Here is a 21,687-nt window from a genome sequence, read left to right on the forward strand (position 1 = left end):
CAGCCCTGAATTAATAAATTTTGTTTTGACAGATTAAATGAAAAGCATGTATTTTCAAAGACCCAAAATGGTTCTCGAAAATACATGCTTTTTTTAATGTAGAGTGTATAAAAGTCAAAATGTGACTTTGTATTTTTCACGTGGACAAAATCACCCGATTTGTCTCTTGATGGTGCCTGACACCATCATGCTGCGGACTAATGACTCCAACATGACCGGAAGCTGAACGAATGCACTTTCGATATGAAGTCGTTCCGTAAGTTTGTGGGCATCTTTTCCGAAAGGACCAACGTTCAATACTGGGGCTTGAAGTTGTTGCATTTCCGCAAAAGGAATGCTGTATGTGTCTCCCCATACTGGTGTGTTCCGTTCGAACGTCGTCCAGCCTTCATCAGTATCCTCGTATGAAAGGTAGCTTAGGTCACAGATTCCGTTAAAGTAATGGATTTGATTTACTTCTAAATTAAACTGTTCGCTGCCGACTTTTTTCATTAAATCGATCGCTTCAATAACGAATGGATCATTGGAAGTATTGACAGCTGGGTAGTATGGCGGTGCATATAACAGAACCATAGCGGGCCCGAGTTCTTGACACTGGATCATGAGTGAGTCAACGATACGGATAGACTTTTCACGGTCATCCCAATTTGTGTTGGCTAATACTTTCGTTTTGATACTTGTAATAGCATCAGATCCTAATTTTTTTTCAGCATGCTGGAGCAATTCTTCATAGCGCAGAACATTAACATTCCCAACTGGCTCAACGTTTTCGCGTTTACATATTTCTGAATACACTGCATTACAGGCTTTCGCTGCTTCTTTAGCCACATCTGTAAAAGTATTCATCACTTCAGCTGCGTTTCGATTCATAAGAAAGACGTTATAAAGAGCTGCTGCACGATAGGGCGTTTGGGTCGAATATTCCATTTTCAGATCTTTTTGATGGAGCGTAACTGGCAAAGGCGTGCTTTCACCGAGGTCAGATTCCCGGAATAACGGATTCCATTCCATGTGCTGTGTCAGAAAAGAGGCCATAAAGTTAGCCGTCATGCCGCTCATGGGCTCACCGACATGTGTTTCTTTTCCGTAGAATAAAACAGCTGGCATGATTTTTCCGATGGTTCCGGAATAAATATAATAATTCGGATCTCCCGGTTCCTGAGAGAAAGACGGTTCGCAATTAAGGAATAATTTGTATGATAATTGGTGTTTTTCACGCAAATGGACTAGCTCTGGCACTGCAGCCCGCATGCCATCAGAGTTTACTTCTTCATCTGGAACAGTTACGAGTAATAAATTGATTGGCCATTCTTCTATACTAGCTTTTTCAATCAAAGCCATTTGAAGGGCAAGACCCATTTTCATGTCCATTGTGCCGCGGCCGAATAAATAGTCGCCAGATTCGAGATCGATACGAGCATCTTCCGGGAGCTCGTCCGAACGTTCTTTCAACATTTGTGTCAGTTCTTCTGGTTGGAACGCTAATGGTCCAACATCGCCGTATTCCTCCGTGTTGACGGTGTCGAAATGGCTTATAAGGACGATTGTTTCTGTCACTTCTGGATTTTTATATAAGGCTGTGACGACATTCCGTCCTGACCCCGCGTCATGAAGTGCCGTGTAGGACGGGTTCACTTTGAAGTAATCTAGTTCCATAAACTTTGCTTTTATATTATGAGCGAATTCACGCTCTCCTTCTGTGAACGTTCTACTCTGCCAGCTTACGAGCTCACAAAGTAATGCGCGCAATGAGTCTGGTGTGCCCCATTTTAAATTACCCATGTCAATAACTCCTTTGTTCCAAAATAACTACTTAAATTGAGCAGGGGTTCTTGCCTAATATTAACGGTAGCGTATAAATTCGATATAATTTTGTGTTCATTGGGGATTATCCTAATATTTCCAAAATTTTTAGCTGTTTTCTTCTTTTGGGAAAAATCTTAAATATCGTTTTTCAATGTTTTGTATATGTTCAAGCATTTGTTCTTTTGCAAGTGAGACATTTTTAGTTTCAAGGGCTTCGATAAGTTTGACGTGTTCTTTATACGCTTCCGCTGCGCTTACTTGTAAAGTGCTCGACAAAATGAGGAAGGCACGGTTGATTCCAGTATTCATTTGTTGGATCATTTCCTGGAATTTCCTATTCCCGTTTCTTGATGCAAGGATCAAATGAAATTCGCGGTCAAATTGAATGAATTCATAATAGTTCTTGTTTGAAATCGCATCTAATTGTTTTGCTAAATTTCTTCTCAAATCGTTAATTAGTTCCTTGTCTACTGATGGCGTAATCTTTTCAATGTTGTAAATTTCCAGGACGCGCCGCAATTCCATGTATTCGAGGGAATCTTCTTTAGTGAAAGTAGCGACGGTGGCTGGACGCCCTTTTTGCAGTACAATAAGTCCCTCCATTGCTAGTCGTGTGAGTGCTTCACGGAGAGGAGTACGGCTAATGCCGAGGTCAGAGGCTAACTTTTCTTCCGGTAATTCTTCTTCGGGTGCAAGTTCAGCTGAGATAATTGCTTTCTTTAATAAGTTGTATGCTTGATCAGCCAATGAAACATTCTGAGTAATTTTTTTCAAAAACACTCCCCCCTCACAAATGTCAGTATACTGTATACATCAATGATAAATTATGCTAATCTATTTGTAAATTCAAATATTAAAATAATTACAAAAACGAGAAGGTGTTTAACATGTTTATTCAAAAACTCATAGAGCGTCTTGGAAGTGATAAAGTCAGTCAAAACGAAACCGAATTGTTCCGTCATAGCCATGATGAATCGTTTCATAAGGCAGTAGAGCCGGATGTCGTCTGTTTCCCTGAGAGTCGGGAAGACGTTGAAACGATAATGGATATTGCAAGGGAGTTTAAAATTCCAGTAACAGCGTTTGGAGCGGGATCAGGATTAGAGGGACAAGTTATTCCTATCCAAAAAGGTATTTCAATTAATTTTGAAAACATGAATAATGTAGTGAATTTTTCACCTGAAGATTTAATGATAACCGTACAGCCGGGTATTACACGCTTACAATTAAATAAACTAGTGAACCGACACGGTTTGATGTTCCCGATCGATCCAGGGGCGGATGCGACAATTGGCGGTATGGTGGCAACGAATGCGAGTGGGACAACTGCAGTTCGTTATGGATCAACGCGGGATCAACTGCTTGATTTAGAAGTTGTTTTAGCTAATGGAACTGTGATTCACACAGGTTCACACGCGAAAAAATCATCGTCTGGCTACCATTTGACAGGGCTGTTTGCTGGTTCAGAAGGTACGTTAGGTATCATCACAGAAATTACATTACGTCTTCATGGGATTCCGGAACATACGGTGGCGGCGCGATGTACGTTTGAAACGCCAGAAGCGTGCGCAGAAGCAGCGAAGACGATTTTACTAAGCGGTATTCCGGTGATGCGCATGGAGTTAGTGGATGCAGAGAGTATCTCAACAGTGAATGCGTATGGTGGCTATTGTCTTCCAGTTAGTCATTCCCTGTTTTTCGAATTTGCAGGCACCCTTGCTGGCGTGGAAGAAGAGGTGAGACTTGCAGAACAATTAATGCGCGAGCTTGGCTGCGGCAACTGGGACGTTGCAAGCGGATCTAAAGAACGGGCGGAGCTCTGGAAAGCACGCCATGAAATGGCGTACGCTTACCAGCATATTAAAGGAATGGCCAATACAGGAGCGGATGTGTGTGTGCCTATTTCACGTCTGCCAGAACTTGTCGTCTATGCGCGGGAGTTAATTGATGCAAGTGGATTAACCGGTGGTGTATTAGGGCATGTCGGCGATGGGAACTTCCATACAATCGTGCTTTATGATCCGAATGTGGCAGGTGAACAAGAAAAGGCTGAGTATACGAATGAAGCACTTGCAATAAGAGCGATCGAAGTTGGCGGCACATGCACAGGTGAACATGGAGTAGGGCTTGGCAAGAGAAAATTTCAAGAGATGGAGCACGGGACAGCAGTAGGCATTATGAAGCAAATGAAGCAGTTGTTAGATCCGGAAGGGCTATTAAATCCTGGGAAAATATTCTTTGCAGATTAATGGGGGGATTTTTCCTACGTGCTGAAGTTGTTAAAACATTAGCAAAAGCTAACAGTTTAATAAAAAGCCGGCAGTCTCGACAACCTTGAAAGGTTAACGAACTGCCGGCTTTTTGTATATACTAATAATGTCTTTTCCATGTGGACAAAATCAGCTGAATTGTCTTTCGACAGTGCCTGACACCATCATACTGATTACGCTGCTTTTTCAATGGAAGAAATGTATTCATTTCCCTTTTTAGCATCGAATCGGCCTTCCCATTTAGACATGACGACTGCTGCTAATGAGTTTCCGATGACGTTAACAACTGTGCGGGCCATATCGAGAATTCGGTCGATCCCAGCGATGAAGGCGAGACCTTCGAGTGGAATCCCTACAGATCCTAAAGTTGCTAAAAGAACAACAAAGGATACTCCCGGAACGCCAGCAATTCCTTTTGATGTAACCATCAATACAAGCATTAATGTAATTTGTTGGGTAATGCTTAAATCAATCCCGTACATTTGGGCAATAAAGATTGCTGCAAGTGCTTGATAAAGGGTGGATCCATCTAGGTTAAATGAATAGCCGGTTGGAATAACAAAGGAAACAACGTCTTTCGGGCAGCCGTATTTCTCCATTTTCTCCATTACTTTAGGCAATACTGTTTCTGAGCTTGCCGTAGAATAGGCTAATACGATTTCGTCTTTTAAAATCTTAACAAGATGAAGGACGCTTGTACCGCACATTTTCGCAATAACGCCAAGTACAACAACAACAAAAAAGATCATTGTTACATATACACAAATAAGTAACTTTCCAAGCGGAATTAATGACTCTACACCAAATTTTGAAACAGTTACACCAATTAGGGCAAAAACGCCAAATGGAGCAAATTTCATAATTTGATTTGTTACCCAGAACATGGCATCTGCGGTTCCTTGGAAGAAAGCCAAAACCGGTTTTCCTCTTTCGCCAATAGCAGCAATTCCTAATCCGAACATAACCGCAAAGAAAATGATTGCAAGCATGTCCCCATTAGCCAATGATTCAATGATGTTCTTAGGAACAATATTAACGAAAGTATCGGCAAGACTATGACTCTGTACTTCAGTTGTCGTATCAACGTATTTTTGAATATCCCCTTTAGCTAGCTTGGACATATCGATACCTTCACCAGGCTTAACGATATTAGCTGCAAGCAAGCCAACGATGATGGCAATCGTTGTAACAATTTCAAAGTAAAGAATTGTTTTTCCGCCGAGTTTACCTAATTTTTTCATATCCCCAGTTCCGGCCACACCGAGAATTAATGTAGAAATAACAATTGGTACAACAATCATTTTAATTAATCGAATAAAGATGTCTCCGATTGGCTGTAAATAGGTTGAAACTGCTGGGTTTCCGTAAAAAATCGCTCCAACAATTATCCCTAAAACCAATCCGACAAGAATTTGATAAGCTAAACCAAACTTAAACTTTTTCATTCAGTCACCTCTCCTTATATAATGAAAGCGTTTTCTAAGTTGTAAAAACCAATGTTTCAATTATTATATAGAAGAATTATCAAATCCGACAAAATCCGACATTAGTTTCGGGTATTATTTTTTTAGTCTCTGTTAGTGATTAATTTGATAAATAAAGGCTAGCGTGGCGATTTTGCCTGGCTGACAAAATCGCCACGTCCTTGAAAAAGAAATTCACTTTTTCTTCGTGCGATAGCGAGGATCGCTTTTCGGAAGGTAAATCGATCCCGCGGTTAATCACAACACTATTTAACACAGCTTTTTTTAAGAAGATTCATCAAACCTTTCAACTGTTTCCAGATACAAGACTTGAAGGAACTTCTTTATATTAATTTTTACTTTCATTGTTTCTCTGCTGTCATTTTCAATTTCTTTCATTCGGATCCTTATTTCCTGAAATTCAAAATAGCGGGGGGCATAATATTCAAATTTAGGATTCGTGTAATCAATTGTACCCAATGAAGCTAAATTATTGAGTGCAGCTAATATAGTTCTGCGGATTCGCTGTTCAATCGATTTACTCTCTTTTTTTATATCAGTCGTGTCAGCTTTATTTGAAAGTGCAGCAGCTTCGTATAAGTCTTTTAATGGGGGCAACAGAGTGAATGTACCTTTTTGGTTAATGAGAAATTCCATCATAAACACCATATCTCCGCTTCCTGCTTCACCAATAATACCCATATCATTCAATATCGATAAAACGATTTCTTTGATACTTCGCTGCTTTTTCATCATTTTAGCTGATTCGATGTGAGCTAAAGATTCCCTGATAGCCATGAGTGAATGTTTGAGACGAAATTGTTCGGCTGTTTTTTTCAAAATGCTATTCACTTCAATCCGATTGATCGGTTTATGTATAAAGAACTCGATGCCCTTTTCATAGGCTTCACCTACCATTTCTTTATTTACGATTTGAGAAATCATAATGAATTGACCTTGAAATCCCTGGTTTCTCAAAGTTTCAATCGTTTCGATCCCATCCATTTTGGGCATTAAAAAATCAATCAAAACGAAATCGGGGCGAGTAGAAAGGATGAGCGGAATTGATTTCTCTCCGCTTTCAGCCTCACCGATTACTTCGCCAAGTTCCCCGTCTGAAATGATTTTCTCCAGCATCCTTCGGCTTGCTGTATCATCATCTACAATAAAATACCGCAGTTTCATTCAACTCTCTTTCTAATAGTTCTAGTTGGAATTTGGACGGTGAAAATCGTTCCTTTGGCTTTCGATTCTACATGAATTTGACCTTCTAGAGAATTGACGATGTCTCGTACGTGCGAAAGGCCAATCCCAGTTGCAGCAACTCCATGATCGTTGAATTTTGTCGTATAACCTGGTTCAAAAATAATGGATAGATCCTCCTCAGAAATTCCTTTGCCAGAATCTTTTATAATGAAGCATATGTGCTCAAATTCCTCAATGATGTCTATATCGATTGTCCCGTTTTCTAAAGTTTCCTCGACTGCATTAGCCGTGAGATTATTCAATAGAGCGAGAAGCGGGATTTGTTGATCCGTTTCAAAATCATTTGACATCGACTGATTAAAAATAATTTTTTTCCCTAGAAGCTCACTATATTTTTCATTCGCTGTGAGCACAAAACCAAGTACATCGGAAAGAAAGACAACATCATTTCTTTTTTGATGAGATATTTTTGAAAGTCCTGAAAGAATCCGCTGTGAATCCTTTTTCACTTCGTGGATTTCTTGTGCAATGAGCAGTGCTTGCACGCTCAGTTCCTGAAGATTGCTCTTTTTTAATTTTCGGTATAAATCATGGCTAGAAGCTGTAATTTGTTCGATATGATCCATTGATTTTTGCAAATAGAGTGTCTCGGCATACAATTCCGAACCAACTTCGAGCATTTCTTGCATCCGTTTCTTTTGTTCCGAAACTGTAATACTACTATATAGTCCGACTACAAAGTAGCTGCGGAATAATGCAACCCCACTTAATAATGCCCATTCATGAAAGCCTAAATTTTCATGGTTTAACAGCCAATAGCGCATGAGGTGCTCCACGCCGTTTCCTATAAATTCTAATCCGGCAGCTAAGGCACCGAGCAGAAGTGGAGAGGTTTTGTATTTCTCTATTTTTATGATGCTAAAACCAAGAGCAAAGAGAAAATAAAACAGAAAAGCAGGGAAATGATTCTTCAAGCTTGTCCAAAAAGGAACAGGATCAATTAGCATATCTCCAAAGATACGAAAACAAACGACTGCCACGCCAGTTATGACCCCTGCTCGAATCAAAGAAGCCGGTGGGCGTATCAGTGTAAGAAGGAAAAAAGTGATACTTCCTAAACCGAAGCGAAAATCCTCTCCGTTAAAGGGAATCACTTTGATTTCACTGGCAATCGCGGTCAGCAGGGCGGTAAGAAACAATATACCCCAGTCGGATTGGTTAAAACTTTTAGTCGAAAACCTTTTTGCAGTATCCATTTATTACTCCATTTTTTAGACATATATGTGAATCTCCTTTATGTAGGAAACATCCTAATTATAATTCAATAGCAAAACAAAAGAAATTCACATTGGAAATATCCTTTTTAACTTTATCCAGCAGAAGTCTCTAAATGATAAGTGGCGAGATGAATGCGAATAGGTATTTAATTCGTGGGGGTTCAAACCTCGGCTGAATAAAGTTAAGCCTCTGGCGGATGCCCCAGATTTTAAATGAATCTATCGAGCAAATTCGATGAAAATCTGGGCGCAAATAGGCCAAGGCGAATTTGATTATAGAATTTCACATCTTCATGCAAAGCAGTGGTATACAAAAAATAAATTTTCTATTTGTTTTTTAGAAAATCAGATGATTATTATTTTTACTTCGCCTAGAATAAATTTAATCAGCTAGGAATGACAGGAGAATTAATATATTTGTTAAATGGGTTGTTGTATAGGGCGAGAAATGGATCGATTAATTTAGGGAAAACGAAGTTGGGAGGAATAGCGTGAAAACATGGACGAAACATGAAGATCCTAATAATAAGTATGGAGCCACTTTTACTTTGGGAGATAGAAATATCGAGCTGCCCGAAGGTGTGGTAATTTCAGTTACAAGAGGGGAATTATTTAATATTCCACGATTAATTTTAAACGGGATTTTGAACCAATTTATTATGAAAGCAATGACCAAAAACGAGGACTTACTATATGCTGAATTGACCGGTCAAATGCAGGGAGGAATTGGTCAAACAATGACCGTTTGGAAAAGTGGGAAGCAAATGAACCAATTCAGAACAACGGGTTCCCATAATTTTGCACGAAAATTTTTTAGCTGGGTGTTTTATAGTGGGAAAGTACAATCCTATTTTTTGACTTGGGGACACGAGGGAACTCTTCCCGCTTCAGAGGAAATAACTGCATTTATAAAAACATACGGCCGACATTTTGACGGAGGAAAACTGATTAAGAAAGCTAATCCACCTAAAAGCAGTACCCCGAATGATTTTCCAATGTAATTTTTATTTGCTTTTCAATACTGACCTGATTACTGCTTTCAAACTTCCTAGGGGGGTTGGAAAGTCTTGAATCAGTTCTTTTTTTTGCCTTCTTCATTCGTTACTTCTCTGTAACCATTTTTAACCACTATTTAACACCTTCCATTCAATTCAAATGTATAGTAAAGATATTCCAAAGAGAAAGAAGGAGTTAAGATGAAGAAAAAAATTATGGCTTTTACAGGGACTGTGGCACTTGCATCAATGCTAATGGCTAGTGGGGCTCAGGCTGTTGAGTCGCCCAAGGAAACAACCGTTTCAGCTGTACAATCAGTGAATTATAATGGCACGGACCAAGCAACAGAACGATTGAAGCAGCAAATTAGTTTATTGGAACAGGCGGTTGCTCCGGTTTCGGCGAAAGACGCAGCTGCCAAGTGGGCGAAAGCTTTGTCCGATCGAAATGGAGCTTATCAATTTGCTTTATTTACAGAAGCCTATAAGAAAACAACACTCCCATATTTTGAATATGAAGGCTGGGTAACAGGTGGCTCAAGTCCATGGGTCAACGATTTAAAAATAAAAGAGGAAAAAAAGGTAAACCAATCGACCTACACGTTTAAAATTGAGTTTAAACTTCAGTCATCAACTGGCTCTTATGGGAAGGAAAGCGCAACAATAACTGTCAAACAGGTAAATAAAAACTGGTACATCGATAAAGCTGATCTTAAAGCAGATTCTGCCTTAATTATCCGCACACCTTATGAAAATAATATGACGATATACAAAGCAGCTGAATATTCTTTCTCTATTCCCGCTTCGTGGACTAAGAAATATAATGTCACAGAAAAAAATGGAAACCTTGTGTTTAAGTACAAACCAAAAAATACCTCAATAAGTGAAAGAACCCTTTTTAGTATCGATAAAATTAAAGAAACGGTTTGGGAAAAGGACGGATATTCTGAAGGTTTATATAAACAGCTAGGAGTGAAGGATGGGTATGTCTATGCGATGCTGCCAGCTAGCGAGAACCAATATGCTGATCGTCCAAATAGTGTCGAGTATAGAGAGTTCCATGATATGTCCCTTCAATTCAATATGATACCTGCAACGTTTAAGTTTGAAAATAATAAAACTAAATGAGAATGAAGAACCCTTTATTAAAATAAACATTTATAGAGGTGTTTTCGTGGAGATAACTAGATATTCGTGGGCAACAGTATTCATTGAATCAAGTAGAAGTTCAGTCTTAATTGACCCATTAGGCGATGAAATCCCTAATCAGGAAAAACTGTTGGCAGCGCGCCTTGAGTTGTTGTAAAATGCAACTCAAGGTTTTTTCATTGCAGAAAAATTCCAATACTCCCTTTGATTAAGAAGATAATCGAGGATGTCATTTCTTTTATATTGCTCCATGCTCCAACCAATGTAGAAATATAAATGCATTGCGCCATAAAGAAGGATGCAATAGTATGGGAGCGGGAATGATTCAAATCTTTAATTTTGAGAACGAGCTTATCTCAGATAGAATTAAAAAGGATGAAACTGAATTAGGATTAGTTCACTGGCCTGTAGAGTTTGACAATTGTTGAAGGAGAGAAAGTAAACATGCCAATAAATGAAATACAAAAGCTCATAAAAGCCGATTGTAAAAATCGCAGTTTTATATTAGGAATTGATGGTTTAGGAGGAGCAGGGAAAACAACCTATGTCCAGTCAGTTTTAGATATTTTTGAAAAAAAAGGCATTAACGCAGTCGTTTTACATATGGATGATTTTATCCAGCCTGAAAAGATACGCTATGATTCTGCTAAAGAGGAATGGTATTGTTACTATTACTTGCAATGGAGGTATGATTACTTCATATCAGAAATTTTGACGCCCATTCACTTGGGAAAGGAAATTCAAAAGGAAATAGAATTATATGATAAAACGACAGATACATATAAAAAACACTATATAGAAATATCGAGGGATACAGTCGTCATAATAGAGGGGATATTTTTACAACGGCCTGAATTAAGTCCTTATTTTGACTATGTTATTTTTATAGATCTCCCCAAGGAAGAACGATTAAATAGAGTGATAAAAAGGGATACATATATTGGCGGGAATCAAGCCATCCAAGAAAAATATGAGCAGCGTTATTTCCCTGCGGAAGAAAAGTATATGACAGACTGTTCTCCTGCAAAAAGAGCGAATTATATTATAAGGACCTAAAGGTTACAAAAACGAAATGGCGTATTTACGCCACCATGTACTATGAAGACTATATGACATACTTAAGCCAAACTAACACAATATGGTGGCGCGAGCAGAGCAAAACTTCACTTGCTTATTAAGCAAACCAGTCTATTTGCAGATGAGATTGGCTATAACTTATTAAGTTAAGCGGCGCTCCGTCCCCATTTCTTTCATCGAAAGGTTACAAAACGTAACAGAAGATCATCTTAATCTGTTACCGAATTGTAACCCTTTTTGTTTCCATCCCACTTATGATGAAAGCATATCAAATAATATCAAGACGATTTTATGGGCTAGGTTGGGTGAAAGATATGCAAGAAGCAGATTTTAATCATTTTTATCAAAAGTATCATGGCCATCTATTTCAGTTTTTGTTTTATATGGTGAATGACCGTGCCTTAGCGGAAGATCTTGTTCAGGAAGTATATATTCGTGTATTGAAGTCATATGACCGCTTTGAGGGAAAGAGCAGTGAAAAGACTTGGCTATTCTCAATCGCTCGAAACGTTGCCATTGATTCTTTCCGAAAACAGAGAAGCTTGAAGCAACGTGTCTTAGGAAAATTCAATTTGAGCATATATGAGCTGAGCGATCAAAAGCCATTACCTGAAGAAATAGCTTTAGCAAAAGAAGAGATAGGTTATTTGTATGACTGTTTGCAACTTTGTAGCATTGACCAGAGGATGGTCATTATTCATCGCTACATCCATAAGAATTCAATTGCTGATACAGCTATAAGTTTAGGCTGGAGTGAAAGCAAAGTAAAAACAACACAGCACCGTGCGTTAAAAAGACTAAAGAAACATATTCAAGAACGAGGGATGGGATTGCCAGGTCATGCCAGTGGACAATAAAATTTTTTCTATATCCCATCTATTTCCTATATTGTAAAATATAATTAGATAAAGTAATTAAATGTGAGGTTTGATATATGAAGGATGGGAAGATTTTAGTTGTAGAAGACGAAGTGTCAATACGGAAACTAATTGTTTTTAATCTGCAGCGTTCTAATTTCGATGTCCTTGAAGCGGGAGAAGGGAAGACTGCGTTAATGCTCGTGAAAGCTGAGGAGCCATCTCTTATTGTGTTGGATTTAATGCTGCCGGATATGGATGGCTTTGAAATCTGTACACAGCTTAAAGAAAATCATCCCGATCTTCCAGTTATCATCGTTTCGGCACGAGGGCAGGATATGGAAAAGATCATGGGCCTTGAACTCGGAGCGGATGATTACATTGTTAAGCCTTTTAACCCCCTTGAGCTGGTTGCAAGAATCAGGTCCGTGCTAAGGAGAACGAGAATGGAGTCTGTTAAGGAACAGCGAAACAAAATCAAATCAGGTCCGTTCAATCTTGAAATTAAAACACAGCGTATTTATAAGAACGGGAAGTTGTTAAAACTAACCGCTCGCGAGTTTCAGTTAATGAAGCTTTTTCTTGGAAGAGTGAATGAACCTATTACAAGAGATGACCTTCTAGATGAAATTTGGGGATTGGATTATTTTGGCGATTCTAAAACAGTAGATGTCCATATTCGCAGATTAAGAGAGAAAATTGAAGAAGATCCGTCTAACCCCATTTTTCTAAAAACGATATGGGGTTTTGGCTATTCATTCCAAGAGAGTGTGATGGAGGAATGAAGAAAGGCATTAAGCGAAGGCTTGTCTGGAGTAATTTGTTATTAATTATTGTTACTGTTGCTCTATTTGAAACGATTATTTTATCGGGATTAATGTACTATTATCAAGGAAGCATTAAACAAACGTTAAAGGATCAAGGAGCGATGTTCTCCTCCTTTTATGAACAAGAGCTCATTAATGCTCCACTAGAGGATCAGGCCGAACAGTTATTGTACCAATATAAATTTTTAGTGAATGTGCAAGTTCAGCTCATTAATCAGAACGGAAATGTAGTGGCAGAGACACAGAAAAGCCAGCAAAGAAATATTCTTCATTTAAACGATGTTAAAAGTGGATTAAGCGGAACGACAGGGTATCTTACTAGTAAAATAGAAGGTGAAAAAGTGTTATCAGTTACCCACCCCTTAATAGCCGGGGGAAATAGCCTAGGGGCTATCCGCCTAACGACCTCAATGGAGCAATTAAATGAAGTCTTTTTAAAAAACGCAGTCGTTCTGTTGTCTGTTGGGGGAATTGTTATCATCATTGCTGCCTCGCTGGGCTTTTTTTTGGCCAACACAATTACCAAGCCGGTCAGCCAAATAACAAGGGCTGCTAAGGAGATGGCTGCCGGCAAATTTTCAACAAGAGTAAAAAAGGAAAAAGATGACGAGATCGGAAAGCTGGCAGAAACACTCAATTTTATGGCGCAGCAGGTTCAACAGCATGAACAATTTAAAAATCAATTTATCGCCTCTGTCAGCCACGATTTGCGCACCCCTCTCACCTCTGTAAAAGGGTGGGCTGTCACCTTGCATTCGATGACTCAAGATCAATTTTTTAAGGAAGGTCTTGAAATTATTACGGATGAAAGCGACCGCTTAAATCATCTTGTTTCGGATTTACTTGACCTTTCCAGCTTATCGAGCGGCAAGCTTTCTTTCGATTTTGAGGACATAGACATAGCTGCTTTGATACATGAAGTCGTTCACCAGTTTGAACCGAGAGCGGCCGGAAAAGATATCTCTTTAGTAACCCAGCTCGGTGAAAATATTGGATTGATTCGAGGTGACCGAAACAGATTGAAGCAAGTATTGCTTAACCTGCTTGATAATGCCCTTAAATTTACCTCACCCGGTGGATCGATTCGCATTCTTCTTGAGAAGAGGGTTGACACTGTCTTCATTCATATTATTGATACGGGCATCGGAATTTCCAAAGAAGATTTGATCGACGTGAAAGAAAAGTTTTTCAAAGGGAAAACGAAAGGGTCTGGAACTGGTTTAGGGCTGGCCATCTGTGAGGAAATTATGAAAGGTCATATGGGGGAATTTGTGTTGGATAGTGAAGAAGGTAAGGGGACGACGGCAATAATTAGCTTTCCTCTGTAACTAATTATTAACCTTTTCTTAATCGATTACTAGCGATTTCTCTTTCAATAACGACTAAAGTCAAGATAGAAGGAGAAATGGAGGAATGAAAAATGAAAAAGCAACGAGCCTCATTAATATCTCTAGTCGTAGCAGGCACCCTAGTTTTGGGTGGATGCAATTTTTTGCCTGAGCCGACAAGTCTTATACAAGCGCCTGCACATGCCAGTGCCGACTCTGAAATCAATCAAAGCCTGGACACACTTGCCAAACGGTATTTACCAAAGGGGACAGAGCTTTCTATTCCTAATGCACCAATTGGAGCGAGCGCCGTCTTATCAGCTGATTTTGAGGGAGATGGACAAAAGGAAGTAGTCGTCCTCTATCATTCAAAAGACGCAGAGAATCAAGTTGGAGCATTTGTTTTAAAAAAGAAGAAGGGAAACTGGGAAAAAGTATTTGCGAAGAAAGGGTCTGGGTATGAGATCAGTTGGGCGAGTGTGGCTGACGTAACAGGTGATGGAAAGAATGAGCTGTTGCTTGGCTGGAAAGTGGGGAGCCTGGCAGGAAACGTGCTTGAAATTTACACTTGGGAAAAAGAGGGCTTTAAAATCCTGCAAAAAATAAATTACCATCAATTGGAGGAAATCCGATTTAGTGATGAACCAATGACAAGGCTTGCCGTCTGGAAAAAGGATATTGGAGACGCGTATGATATCGAATTGCTGAAATGGGAAAAAGATCGTTTCGTAGCTGATGAAGCTCATTATCCTTCCTATTTTCCAAAGGCGGTTAAATATTATGAAGGGCGAACTGAGGCCGTTCCTAATGCCGCTTATTATTGGTATTATCTTGCTGATGCCCAATTAAAAGCTAACCACCCTGAGCTTGCGTATAGTGCTGTTACAAAAGGAATGGAGAATAAAATGGTCGTTCCTTCCTATGACAAATTTGCAGAGCTGAAAGAAACGATAGAAGCAAAACTTTCTGAACTAGGGAATGATATTCAATATGAAATTCGTGATGCTAGAATCCATCTTGCTATACCTAAAGAAATTGCACCATATGTAATGATCGAAGAAGAAAGTGGCCCTCATAACAACTATATTGTTTCCGCTTTCGTTTCACCGAAGCAAAGAGAGAAACAATTATTATTCGCAGTGGAAATTTATGCAAAAGACATGATTCAGGATCGTGATGAGATTGGGCTTGAAAGCTTAGCGGAAACCGAACAATTTTTATATTATGTAAAAAGAAACAATGAAGAATTTATTCATCACAAAGATTCTAGTACGTATGAAATTTACGAAAAGGCATTCGCTTTAAAGGACAAAATCATTCAGAGCATAAAGCCTGGGAGTGTTTATCCGATATACAGCAGCCGCGAGGAAGAAACGGTTATCCAAATGACAACTGAAGCAGTGAATAAATACTGGTATGTTGTCAGAGGAGGGGAAATGCCTGAGGGGCATATTGAATCATTTCCTATTAATGGGTTAGATTATCGTTATATGGGATCCGATTTAGATACGAAATCCAAGCTAGTTAACTATCTGTCTGAATCATATGCTTATGATTCGATCCAGTCATATATAAAACGAGCTGGAATTGTCGAGCATAATGGAATCCTTGCTCAGCCTAATGCGGATGGAGGCTCCATTGCATCTTACGATAAAGCCACTGTTGTTCAGTCAACAGGAAATGGGATAATGGCAGAATTTGATCTCAAAGTACCACTTGGTGATAGCTTAATATATGAATTTATTCATATCGAATTTCAAAAGACAGAGGATGGGTGGAGAATTTCCTCTGATCCAGGCACATTCTAAAATAGGGACAGCAGCTACGATAGTGGGCTGCTGTTTTTTTGTACTTTCAATCTGAGTAACTGATAAAAAAGGAATTCGCTGATATATTTGAAAGTACGCTGATAAAATACCAAAAGTCGCTGATATATTTGAAAAGTCGCCGATAAAATACCAAAATTCGACGATATATTTTAAAAATGAGCGATATTGGCAGTCTAAGTACCAGTCAAGTCCGCTGTTTTATAGAAAGATGATCAATACGCTCTTTTTTACTTTATACCGTAACATCTGGCTACTGATAAGTTTTCTTTATCTAGATAAGGAGTAATATGGCGACTAAACTTTTTAAAAGCTTTGTCAAAGAAAAAAACAAAGAGCCGGAAGGGCTCTTTGCTCAATATTTTACTAGAAAAAGGAATAGGAGGAAGATCAGCATCTGGCAAATGAGTATAATTAGGAACACTGCTATGATAAAAGATAGGTATTTTCTAGATTTGAGTTTTTTCATCGTATTTGTCTAGATTATCCCCTTATTTGATAATTCTTTTTGCTCCTACATAACAATTCTTCCAATAAGCTGAATTCATTGACTGGACTTTGACGCCATTTGATGTTGCCCCGACAAATTGTTGATTCCCGATATAGACAGCTACAAATGAAACCGATTTTCCATTTGTTTGATAGAATACTAAATCGCCTGGCTGAAGCTGATTCACTTTTACGCTTGTGCCTAATTTATATTGATCTGCACTTGTTCGGTGCAGTTTCACTTTTAAGCTATTAGCATAAACATACTGTGTGAATCCTGAAGCATCAAAACCATTTGGTTTGGTTCCGCCATATTTAAATGGGGAGCCAGTGAATTTCTGGGCATAGGAGGCAACCTGCTGACCCTTTGTTTGCGCTGCTTCTGCTTGCAGGCCGAACAATGATGAAAACATAACCGCTAAAGCCGTGACGAGAGCTAATACAAACGATGATTTTTTTACTGATACACTTGCCATAACAAATCCCTACCTTTATTCTTTTATTTTTCCTACACAATTGATGATAAAGGATAAAGGAATTTAATGGGTTTCTAAATAGTTAAAAATGATTACATAAAGGTTAAAAACCAAGCCCTGAACTCACTGTCTCCCCAACATGAACAAAAACAATGGATTTGTCTTTCTTTGGTGCCTGACACTTTTTTCTTGACTGCGTTTGGGAATGGGAGTAGATTTAAATAAAACATTTGCGGATTGTTCTAAAATGAACAGTTCTAATATGGATGAGGTGGAATAGTATGGATTTTGAGCAACAATCCTTCGTGCGATCATCAAAGCTTTTAAAGTCGTTCTGGCATGTGCAAAGGAATTTAGCTCGATATGTGCAAAAAACGGCAATGGCAAATGATCTATCCGTACCACAATTTTTTCTGTTAAAGACAATTGCACCGCTTGGGGCAGTGACACAAAAACAGCTAGGGGAGACAATACAGCTTCCAAAGAGCACATTAAGTCAAGCGGTTGATGGACTTGTACAAGCGGAATTGGTCATGCGTCAACCTGTAAAAGATAATCGCCGAGAAATGCAGCTGACAATAAGCGAAAAAGGAAAAACGTTGTTTGAGACGATTCGTTTACAAAAAGGCAGTATTCAACAAACAATGGAAAAAGCGATTGATACACTTACTGAAGAGCAGTACGAAGAATTACTCGCTATACATCTCAAAATTGCGACGTTTTTAGAAAAAGAAGCCACAGAACAAGGGGAATGTTCGAAATGATTAAACTGCTTAAAAACCTATCAGTATATAAGTGGATCGTTCTATCCGTGGTTGGGCTTGTTTTCGTGCAGTCCATGGCAGATCTCTTTTTGCCAACACTAATGGCGGACATTATCGATAAAGGAGTAGTGGTCGGTGATAAAGCTTATATCTGGAAAACTGGAGGATTGATGCTTTTAGTTGCTGCATTTGGAGCTTCCGCATCTGTTGTTGCGAGCTATTATTCATCTAAGGCGGCAATGGGACTCGGACGGGATATTCGTCGTAAAGTTTTTAATCATGTTGAGAAATTTTCATTGCAAGATTTTGATAAGGTTGGAACAGCATCACTGATTACGAGAACTACGAATGATATTACACAAGTCCAACAAGTCGTGATTATGATGCTTCGCATGGTCGTAAGTGCACCGATTATGTTTGTAGGGGGTGTCATTATGGCTGTTTCAAAGGATGCAAAATTATCACTTGTGATTGTTGCGACGATCCCAATATTAATTGGAGCAGTTCTCCTTATTGTGTATAAGGGGATCCCACTTTTCAAAACTGTTCAAATACGATTGGATCGTTTGAATTTAGTTTTGCGTGAAAATTTGACGGGTATTCGAGTTGTTCGTGCTTTCAATCGTGAAAAACAAGAGAATGCTCGTCTGCAAAAGGCTAATAAAGAATTAATGGATGTTTCAATTAAAGTTAATAAGATTATGGCGTTTATCATGCCCGTTATGATGCTTGTGATGAACATAACGGTTGTTGCCATCATCTGGTTTGGTGGGATTCGAATTGATAATGGCGGAATGCTAATAGGGGACTTGATGGCCTTTATTCAATACGTCATGCAAATTATGTTCGCACTTATTATGGCATCGATGATGTTTGTGATGGTCCCGAGAGCTTCCGTGTCAGCAAAACGTATCAACGAGGTACTAGATATGGAACCGACATTTCTCGACGAAGGGACAAAACCAGCAAATCGAGAACAGGGCTCACTTGAATTTGACCGTGTTGCATTTAGCTATCCGGGTGCAGAAGAGCCGGCATTATCAAATATTAGTTTTCGCGCACATGCAGGTGAAATGACTGCGATCATTGGCGGAACGGGTGCTGGGAAATCAACGCTTGTGAACTTGATTCCTCGTTTTTATGATGTCACAAGTGGGACCATTCGGTTAAATGGTGTCGATATTCGCGAGTCTTCTCAAGAGGAAGTTCGTTCGAAAATTGGTTTGGTTCCCCAAAAAGCACTGCTGTTTTCGGGTACAATTGCTGAAAATATTCGCTTTGGCAAACAAGATGCAACGCAGGATGAAATCGAGCATGCCTCACGGGTCGCACAAGCAGAAGATTTTATTAACCAAATGAAGGACGGCTATGATTCCGTTATCACACAAGGTGGTTCAAACGTATCGGGCGGTCAAAAACAACGTCTGTCGATTGCACGGGCCTTGGTCAGAAAACCGGATATTTATATTTTCGATGATAGTTTTTCAGCCCTTGACTATAAAACAGATGCAAAATTACGTGCTGCGTTGAAAAATGAAACAAAGGACTCTACGGTGATCCTTGTTGCTCAGCGGGTCAGCTCTGTAGTCGAAGCAGATCGAATCATCGTATTAGATAAAGGGGAAATCGCTGGAATTGGTACGCACCAAGAATTGATAGAAAATAATGATGTGTATCGTGAAATCGTCGAATCACAGCTCTCAGAGGAGGAAATCGCATGAGTGAGCAAAGGAAATCGCAATCTCAAGGCGGCGGTGGGGCAATGGGATTTGGCGGCGGAAACATGATGATGGCTGGACAGAAGGCAAAGAATTTTAAAGGAACGTTCAGACGTCTGATTGCCTATCTAAAACCACAGCGTAACCAATTAATCGCCGTGTTTTTCGCCGCGATTATGAGTACAATCTTTATGATTGCTGGACCGAAAATAATGGGGAATGCGATTACGGAGTTATTTGAAGGTGCTTATAGTAAGTTTAAAGGTGTACCTGGAGCTGAGATTAACTTTGATAAAATTGGTCAAATACTACTTGTTTTAGCTGGACTATATATAATTAGCAGTCTCTTTAGCTATATTCAGCAGTACATCATGTCTAGTGTTGCACAAAAAACGGTGTATCATTTGAGGGAAGATGTGAATGAAAAGCTGGCAAGGCTGCCGCTCAAATATTATGACAGCAGGCCAAATGGGGAAACGTTAAGCCGTGTGACGAATGACATCGATACGATCGGGAGTACGCTCCAGCAAAGTGTTACGCAGTTCATCACTTCAATTGTAACGATTGTCGGAATTATCATTATGATGCTGACAATCAGTCCGATCTTGACGCTGATTGCAATTATTAGCTTGCCACTATCGATTTTTGTCATCCGACCGATTTTGAAAAGATCACAAAAGCATTTTGCTAATCAACAGCGAACACTTGGGCAATTAAATGGGCACATTGAAGAAATGTATACAGGACACCAAGTCGTAAAAGCATTCGGCCATGAGAAAAAAGCCGTTGCTCAGTTTGATAAGGTAAATGAAGAATTATATGAAGCGGGACGTAAAGCTCAATTTATCTCAGGAATGATTATGCCGATGATGTTTTTCATTGGGAATTTGAGCTATGTCTTGATTAGTGTTGTTGGTGGGATTTTAGTAACCCAACGTTCGATTTCAATCGGTGATATTCAAGCATTTATTACGTATTCGCGTCAGTTTACACAGCCAATTACGCAAACTGCAAACATTGCTAACATCATACAGTCAACGGTTGCAGCAGCTGAGCGTGTCTTTGAACTACTTGATGAGGAAGAAGAAATAAAAGAAGTGACGTCGGCAAGTTTAAAGCAGGCAAAAGGTGCAGTTACTTTCGAACACGTCGATTTTGGGTATGGGGAAAATTTATTGATAGAAGACATGAACATTGAAGTGCAGTCAGGGCAAACGGTTGCGATTGTTGGACCAACTGGAGCGGGGAAGACAACATTAATAAATCTATTAATGAGATTTTATGAACTGAATGGCGGTACGATTAAAATAGACGGTCTTGACACACGAAGCATGTCACGTGAAGATCTCCGTGCGACTTTTGGAATAGTGCTCCAAGACACATGGCTCTTTAATGGAACGATAAAAGACAATCTGGCTTATGGAAAGGAAGGTGCGACAGACGAAGAAATATTCGCAGCTGCCAAAACAGCCCGTGCCCATCAATTTATCCGTACGCTTCCAGAAGGCTATAACACAATCTTAAACGAGGAAGCATCGAATATCTCTCAAGGGCAAAAACAGCTTTTAACCATTGCTCGCGCCGTTTTAGCCGATCCGCCAATTATGATTTTGGATGAAGCCACGTCAAGTGTTGATACAAGAACCGAAGTACTTATCCAGCAAGCGATGAAACGCTTAATGAAAGGGCGAACAAGCTTCGTCATTGCGCATCGTCTCTCAACAATTAGAGATGCTGATTTGATCTTAGTGATGGATCAAGGAAAAGTCATTGAACAAGGAACACATCATGAAATGTTAGCATCAAATGGTTTCTATGCTGAGCTCTACAATAGTCAGTTTTCGAAACAAACGGCGATATAAAGATGTGGCCCGATTCCGCAATGGAGTCGGGTCTTCTTTGAAATGTTAAAGCGGCCCATTCATTTCCTTTTAGTGAGTGTGACGGTGGAGTAGGATTTTTATTAGGCAACCGCTGTTTAAGAAATTGGAGGTAAAAAATGCTGCACATTCTTAAATAGTCTAATACTGCTATCATTTACTTAGATTACTTATATAAAGGCTGTTTTCTAAAAGATTGTTGCTTTTATCACCATTGAAAACGGTGAGTGGATTGGAGCGGAAGGCACTTGACTCCTGCGGGAGATAGAGGAAAAGTCT

Annotated in this window: 18 protein-coding genes; 12 read left to right on the forward strand and 6 right to left on the reverse strand. The window is 39.3% G+C overall.

The genetic code is table 11. The features are described 5' to 3' along the window. Nucleotides 1–150: 150 nt before the first annotated feature. Both BGM26_RS15785 and BGM26_RS15790 read right to left on the reverse strand, forming a co-directional pair. A complete protein-coding gene (locus BGM26_RS15785; protein ID WP_217040932.1) occupies nt 151–1,782 on the reverse strand; it encodes a M20/M25/M40 family metallo-hydrolase in 1,632 nt (543 codons plus the stop codon). A 129-nt stretch (nt 1,783–1,911) separates the two neighbouring features. Continuing rightward, nucleotides 1,912–2,580 carry a GntR family transcriptional regulator gene (locus tag BGM26_RS15790; RefSeq protein ID WP_217040933.1) on the reverse strand — a complete coding sequence of 223 codons (669 nt, stop codon included), beginning with the start codon at nt 2,578–2,580 and terminating at the stop codon, nt 1,912–1,914. Nucleotides 2,581–2,693: 113 nt separating this feature from the next. Between BGM26_RS15790 and BGM26_RS15795 the strand changes: the two genes are divergently transcribed. Further along, nucleotides 2,694–4,055: an FAD-binding oxidoreductase gene (locus BGM26_RS15795; protein WP_217040934.1), complete on the forward strand. Its 1,362-nt coding sequence runs from the start codon at nt 2,694–2,696 to the stop codon at nt 4,053–4,055. 194 nt (nt 4,056–4,249) lie between these two features. On the opposite strand, the gene gltP is transcribed toward BGM26_RS15795, so the two are convergent. The 3 genes from gltP to BGM26_RS15810 all read right to left on the reverse strand — a co-directional run bounded on the left by gltP (nt 4,250) and on the right by BGM26_RS15810 (nt 8,001). After that, a complete protein-coding gene (gltP, locus tag BGM26_RS15800) occupies nt 4,250–5,521 on the reverse strand; it encodes a glutamate/aspartate:proton symporter GltP (protein WP_217040935.1) in 1,272 nt (423 codons plus the stop codon). A gap of 303 nt (nt 5,522–5,824) precedes the next feature. Next, nucleotides 5,825–6,718, reverse strand: a complete 894-nt coding sequence (locus BGM26_RS15805; protein WP_217041205.1) for a response regulator — start codon at nt 6,716–6,718, stop codon at nt 5,825–5,827. Nucleotides 6,719–6,720: 2 nt separating this feature from the next. Beyond that, nucleotides 6,721–8,001: an ATP-binding protein gene (locus tag BGM26_RS15810; RefSeq protein WP_217040936.1), complete on the reverse strand. Its 1,281-nt coding sequence runs from the start codon at nt 7,999–8,001 to the stop codon at nt 6,721–6,723. Between the two features lie 512 nt (nt 8,002–8,513). Here BGM26_RS15810 and BGM26_RS15815 point away from each other — a divergent pair. The 8 genes from BGM26_RS15815 (at nt 8,514) to BGM26_RS15845 (ending at nt 16,063) form a co-directional block, all read left to right on the forward strand. Then, the gene (locus BGM26_RS15815) at nt 8,514–9,023 is read left to right on the forward strand and encodes a hypothetical protein (RefSeq protein ID WP_217040937.1); all 510 of its coding nucleotides are present in this window, start codon (nt 8,514–8,516) and stop codon (nt 9,021–9,023) included. Between the two features lie 195 nt (nt 9,024–9,218). Next, nucleotides 9,219–10,145, forward strand: a complete 927-nt coding sequence (locus tag BGM26_RS15820) for a hypothetical protein (RefSeq protein ID WP_217040938.1) — start codon at nt 9,219–9,221, stop codon at nt 10,143–10,145. 46 nt (nt 10,146–10,191) lie between these two features. Continuing rightward, on the forward strand, nt 10,192–10,323 hold the full coding sequence (locus BGM26_RS21735) for a hypothetical protein (protein WP_302053252.1): 132 nt from the start codon (nt 10,192–10,194) through the stop codon (nt 10,321–10,323). Nucleotides 10,324–10,610: 287 nt separating this feature from the next. Continuing rightward, complete coding sequence (locus BGM26_RS15825) at nt 10,611–11,222, forward strand: nucleoside/nucleotide kinase family protein (protein ID WP_217040939.1); 612 nt, start codon at nt 10,611–10,613, stop codon at nt 11,220–11,222. 335 nt (nt 11,223–11,557) lie between these two features. After that, on the forward strand, nt 11,558–12,100 hold the full coding sequence (locus tag BGM26_RS15830; protein ID WP_217040940.1) for an RNA polymerase sigma factor SigX: 543 nt from the start codon (nt 11,558–11,560) through the stop codon (nt 12,098–12,100). Nucleotides 12,101–12,177: 77 nt separating this feature from the next. Further along, the gene (locus BGM26_RS15835) at nt 12,178–12,885 is read left to right on the forward strand and encodes a response regulator transcription factor (protein ID WP_217040941.1); all 708 of its coding nucleotides are present in this window, start codon (nt 12,178–12,180) and stop codon (nt 12,883–12,885) included. Next, entirely contained in the window at nt 12,882–14,255 is a 1,374-nt protein-coding gene (locus tag BGM26_RS15840) for a sensor histidine kinase (protein ID WP_217040942.1), read from the forward strand. Before BGM26_RS15835 ends, BGM26_RS15840 begins: the two co-directional genes overlap by 4 nt. A gap of 92 nt (nt 14,256–14,347) precedes the next feature. Continuing rightward, entirely contained in the window at nt 14,348–16,063 is a 1,716-nt protein-coding gene (locus BGM26_RS15845) for a DL-endopeptidase inhibitor IseA family protein (protein WP_217040943.1), read from the forward strand. Nucleotides 16,064–16,572: 509 nt separating this feature from the next. Here the strand turns inward: BGM26_RS15845 and BGM26_RS15850 are convergent. Continuing rightward, nucleotides 16,573–17,046: a C40 family peptidase gene (locus tag BGM26_RS15850; protein ID WP_217040944.1), complete on the reverse strand. Its 474-nt coding sequence runs from the start codon at nt 17,044–17,046 to the stop codon at nt 16,573–16,575. Between the two features lie 281 nt (nt 17,047–17,327). Between BGM26_RS15850 and BGM26_RS15855 the strand changes: the two genes are divergently transcribed. The 3 genes from BGM26_RS15855 to BGM26_RS15865 are packed head-to-tail and all read left to right on the forward strand — an operon-like array spanning nt 17,328 to nt 21,390. Further along, complete coding sequence (locus BGM26_RS15855) at nt 17,328–17,810, forward strand: MarR family winged helix-turn-helix transcriptional regulator (RefSeq protein WP_217040945.1); 483 nt, start codon at nt 17,328–17,330, stop codon at nt 17,808–17,810. Next, complete coding sequence (locus BGM26_RS15860) at nt 17,807–19,531, forward strand: ABC transporter ATP-binding protein (protein ID WP_217040946.1); 1,725 nt, start codon at nt 17,807–17,809, stop codon at nt 19,529–19,531. The genes BGM26_RS15855 and BGM26_RS15860 overlap by 4 nt, the downstream gene beginning before the upstream one ends. Further along, nucleotides 19,528–21,390: an ABC transporter ATP-binding protein gene (locus BGM26_RS15865; RefSeq protein ID WP_217040947.1), complete on the forward strand. Its 1,863-nt coding sequence runs from the start codon at nt 19,528–19,530 to the stop codon at nt 21,388–21,390. The genes BGM26_RS15860 and BGM26_RS15865 overlap by 4 nt, the downstream gene beginning before the upstream one ends. The last annotated feature ends 297 nt before the right edge of the window (nt 21,391–21,687 follow it).

The organism is Bacillus sp. FJAT-29790 (assembly GCF_019039215.1).
Classification (GTDB): Bacteria; Bacillota; Bacilli; order Bacillales; family Cytobacillaceae; genus Cytobacillus.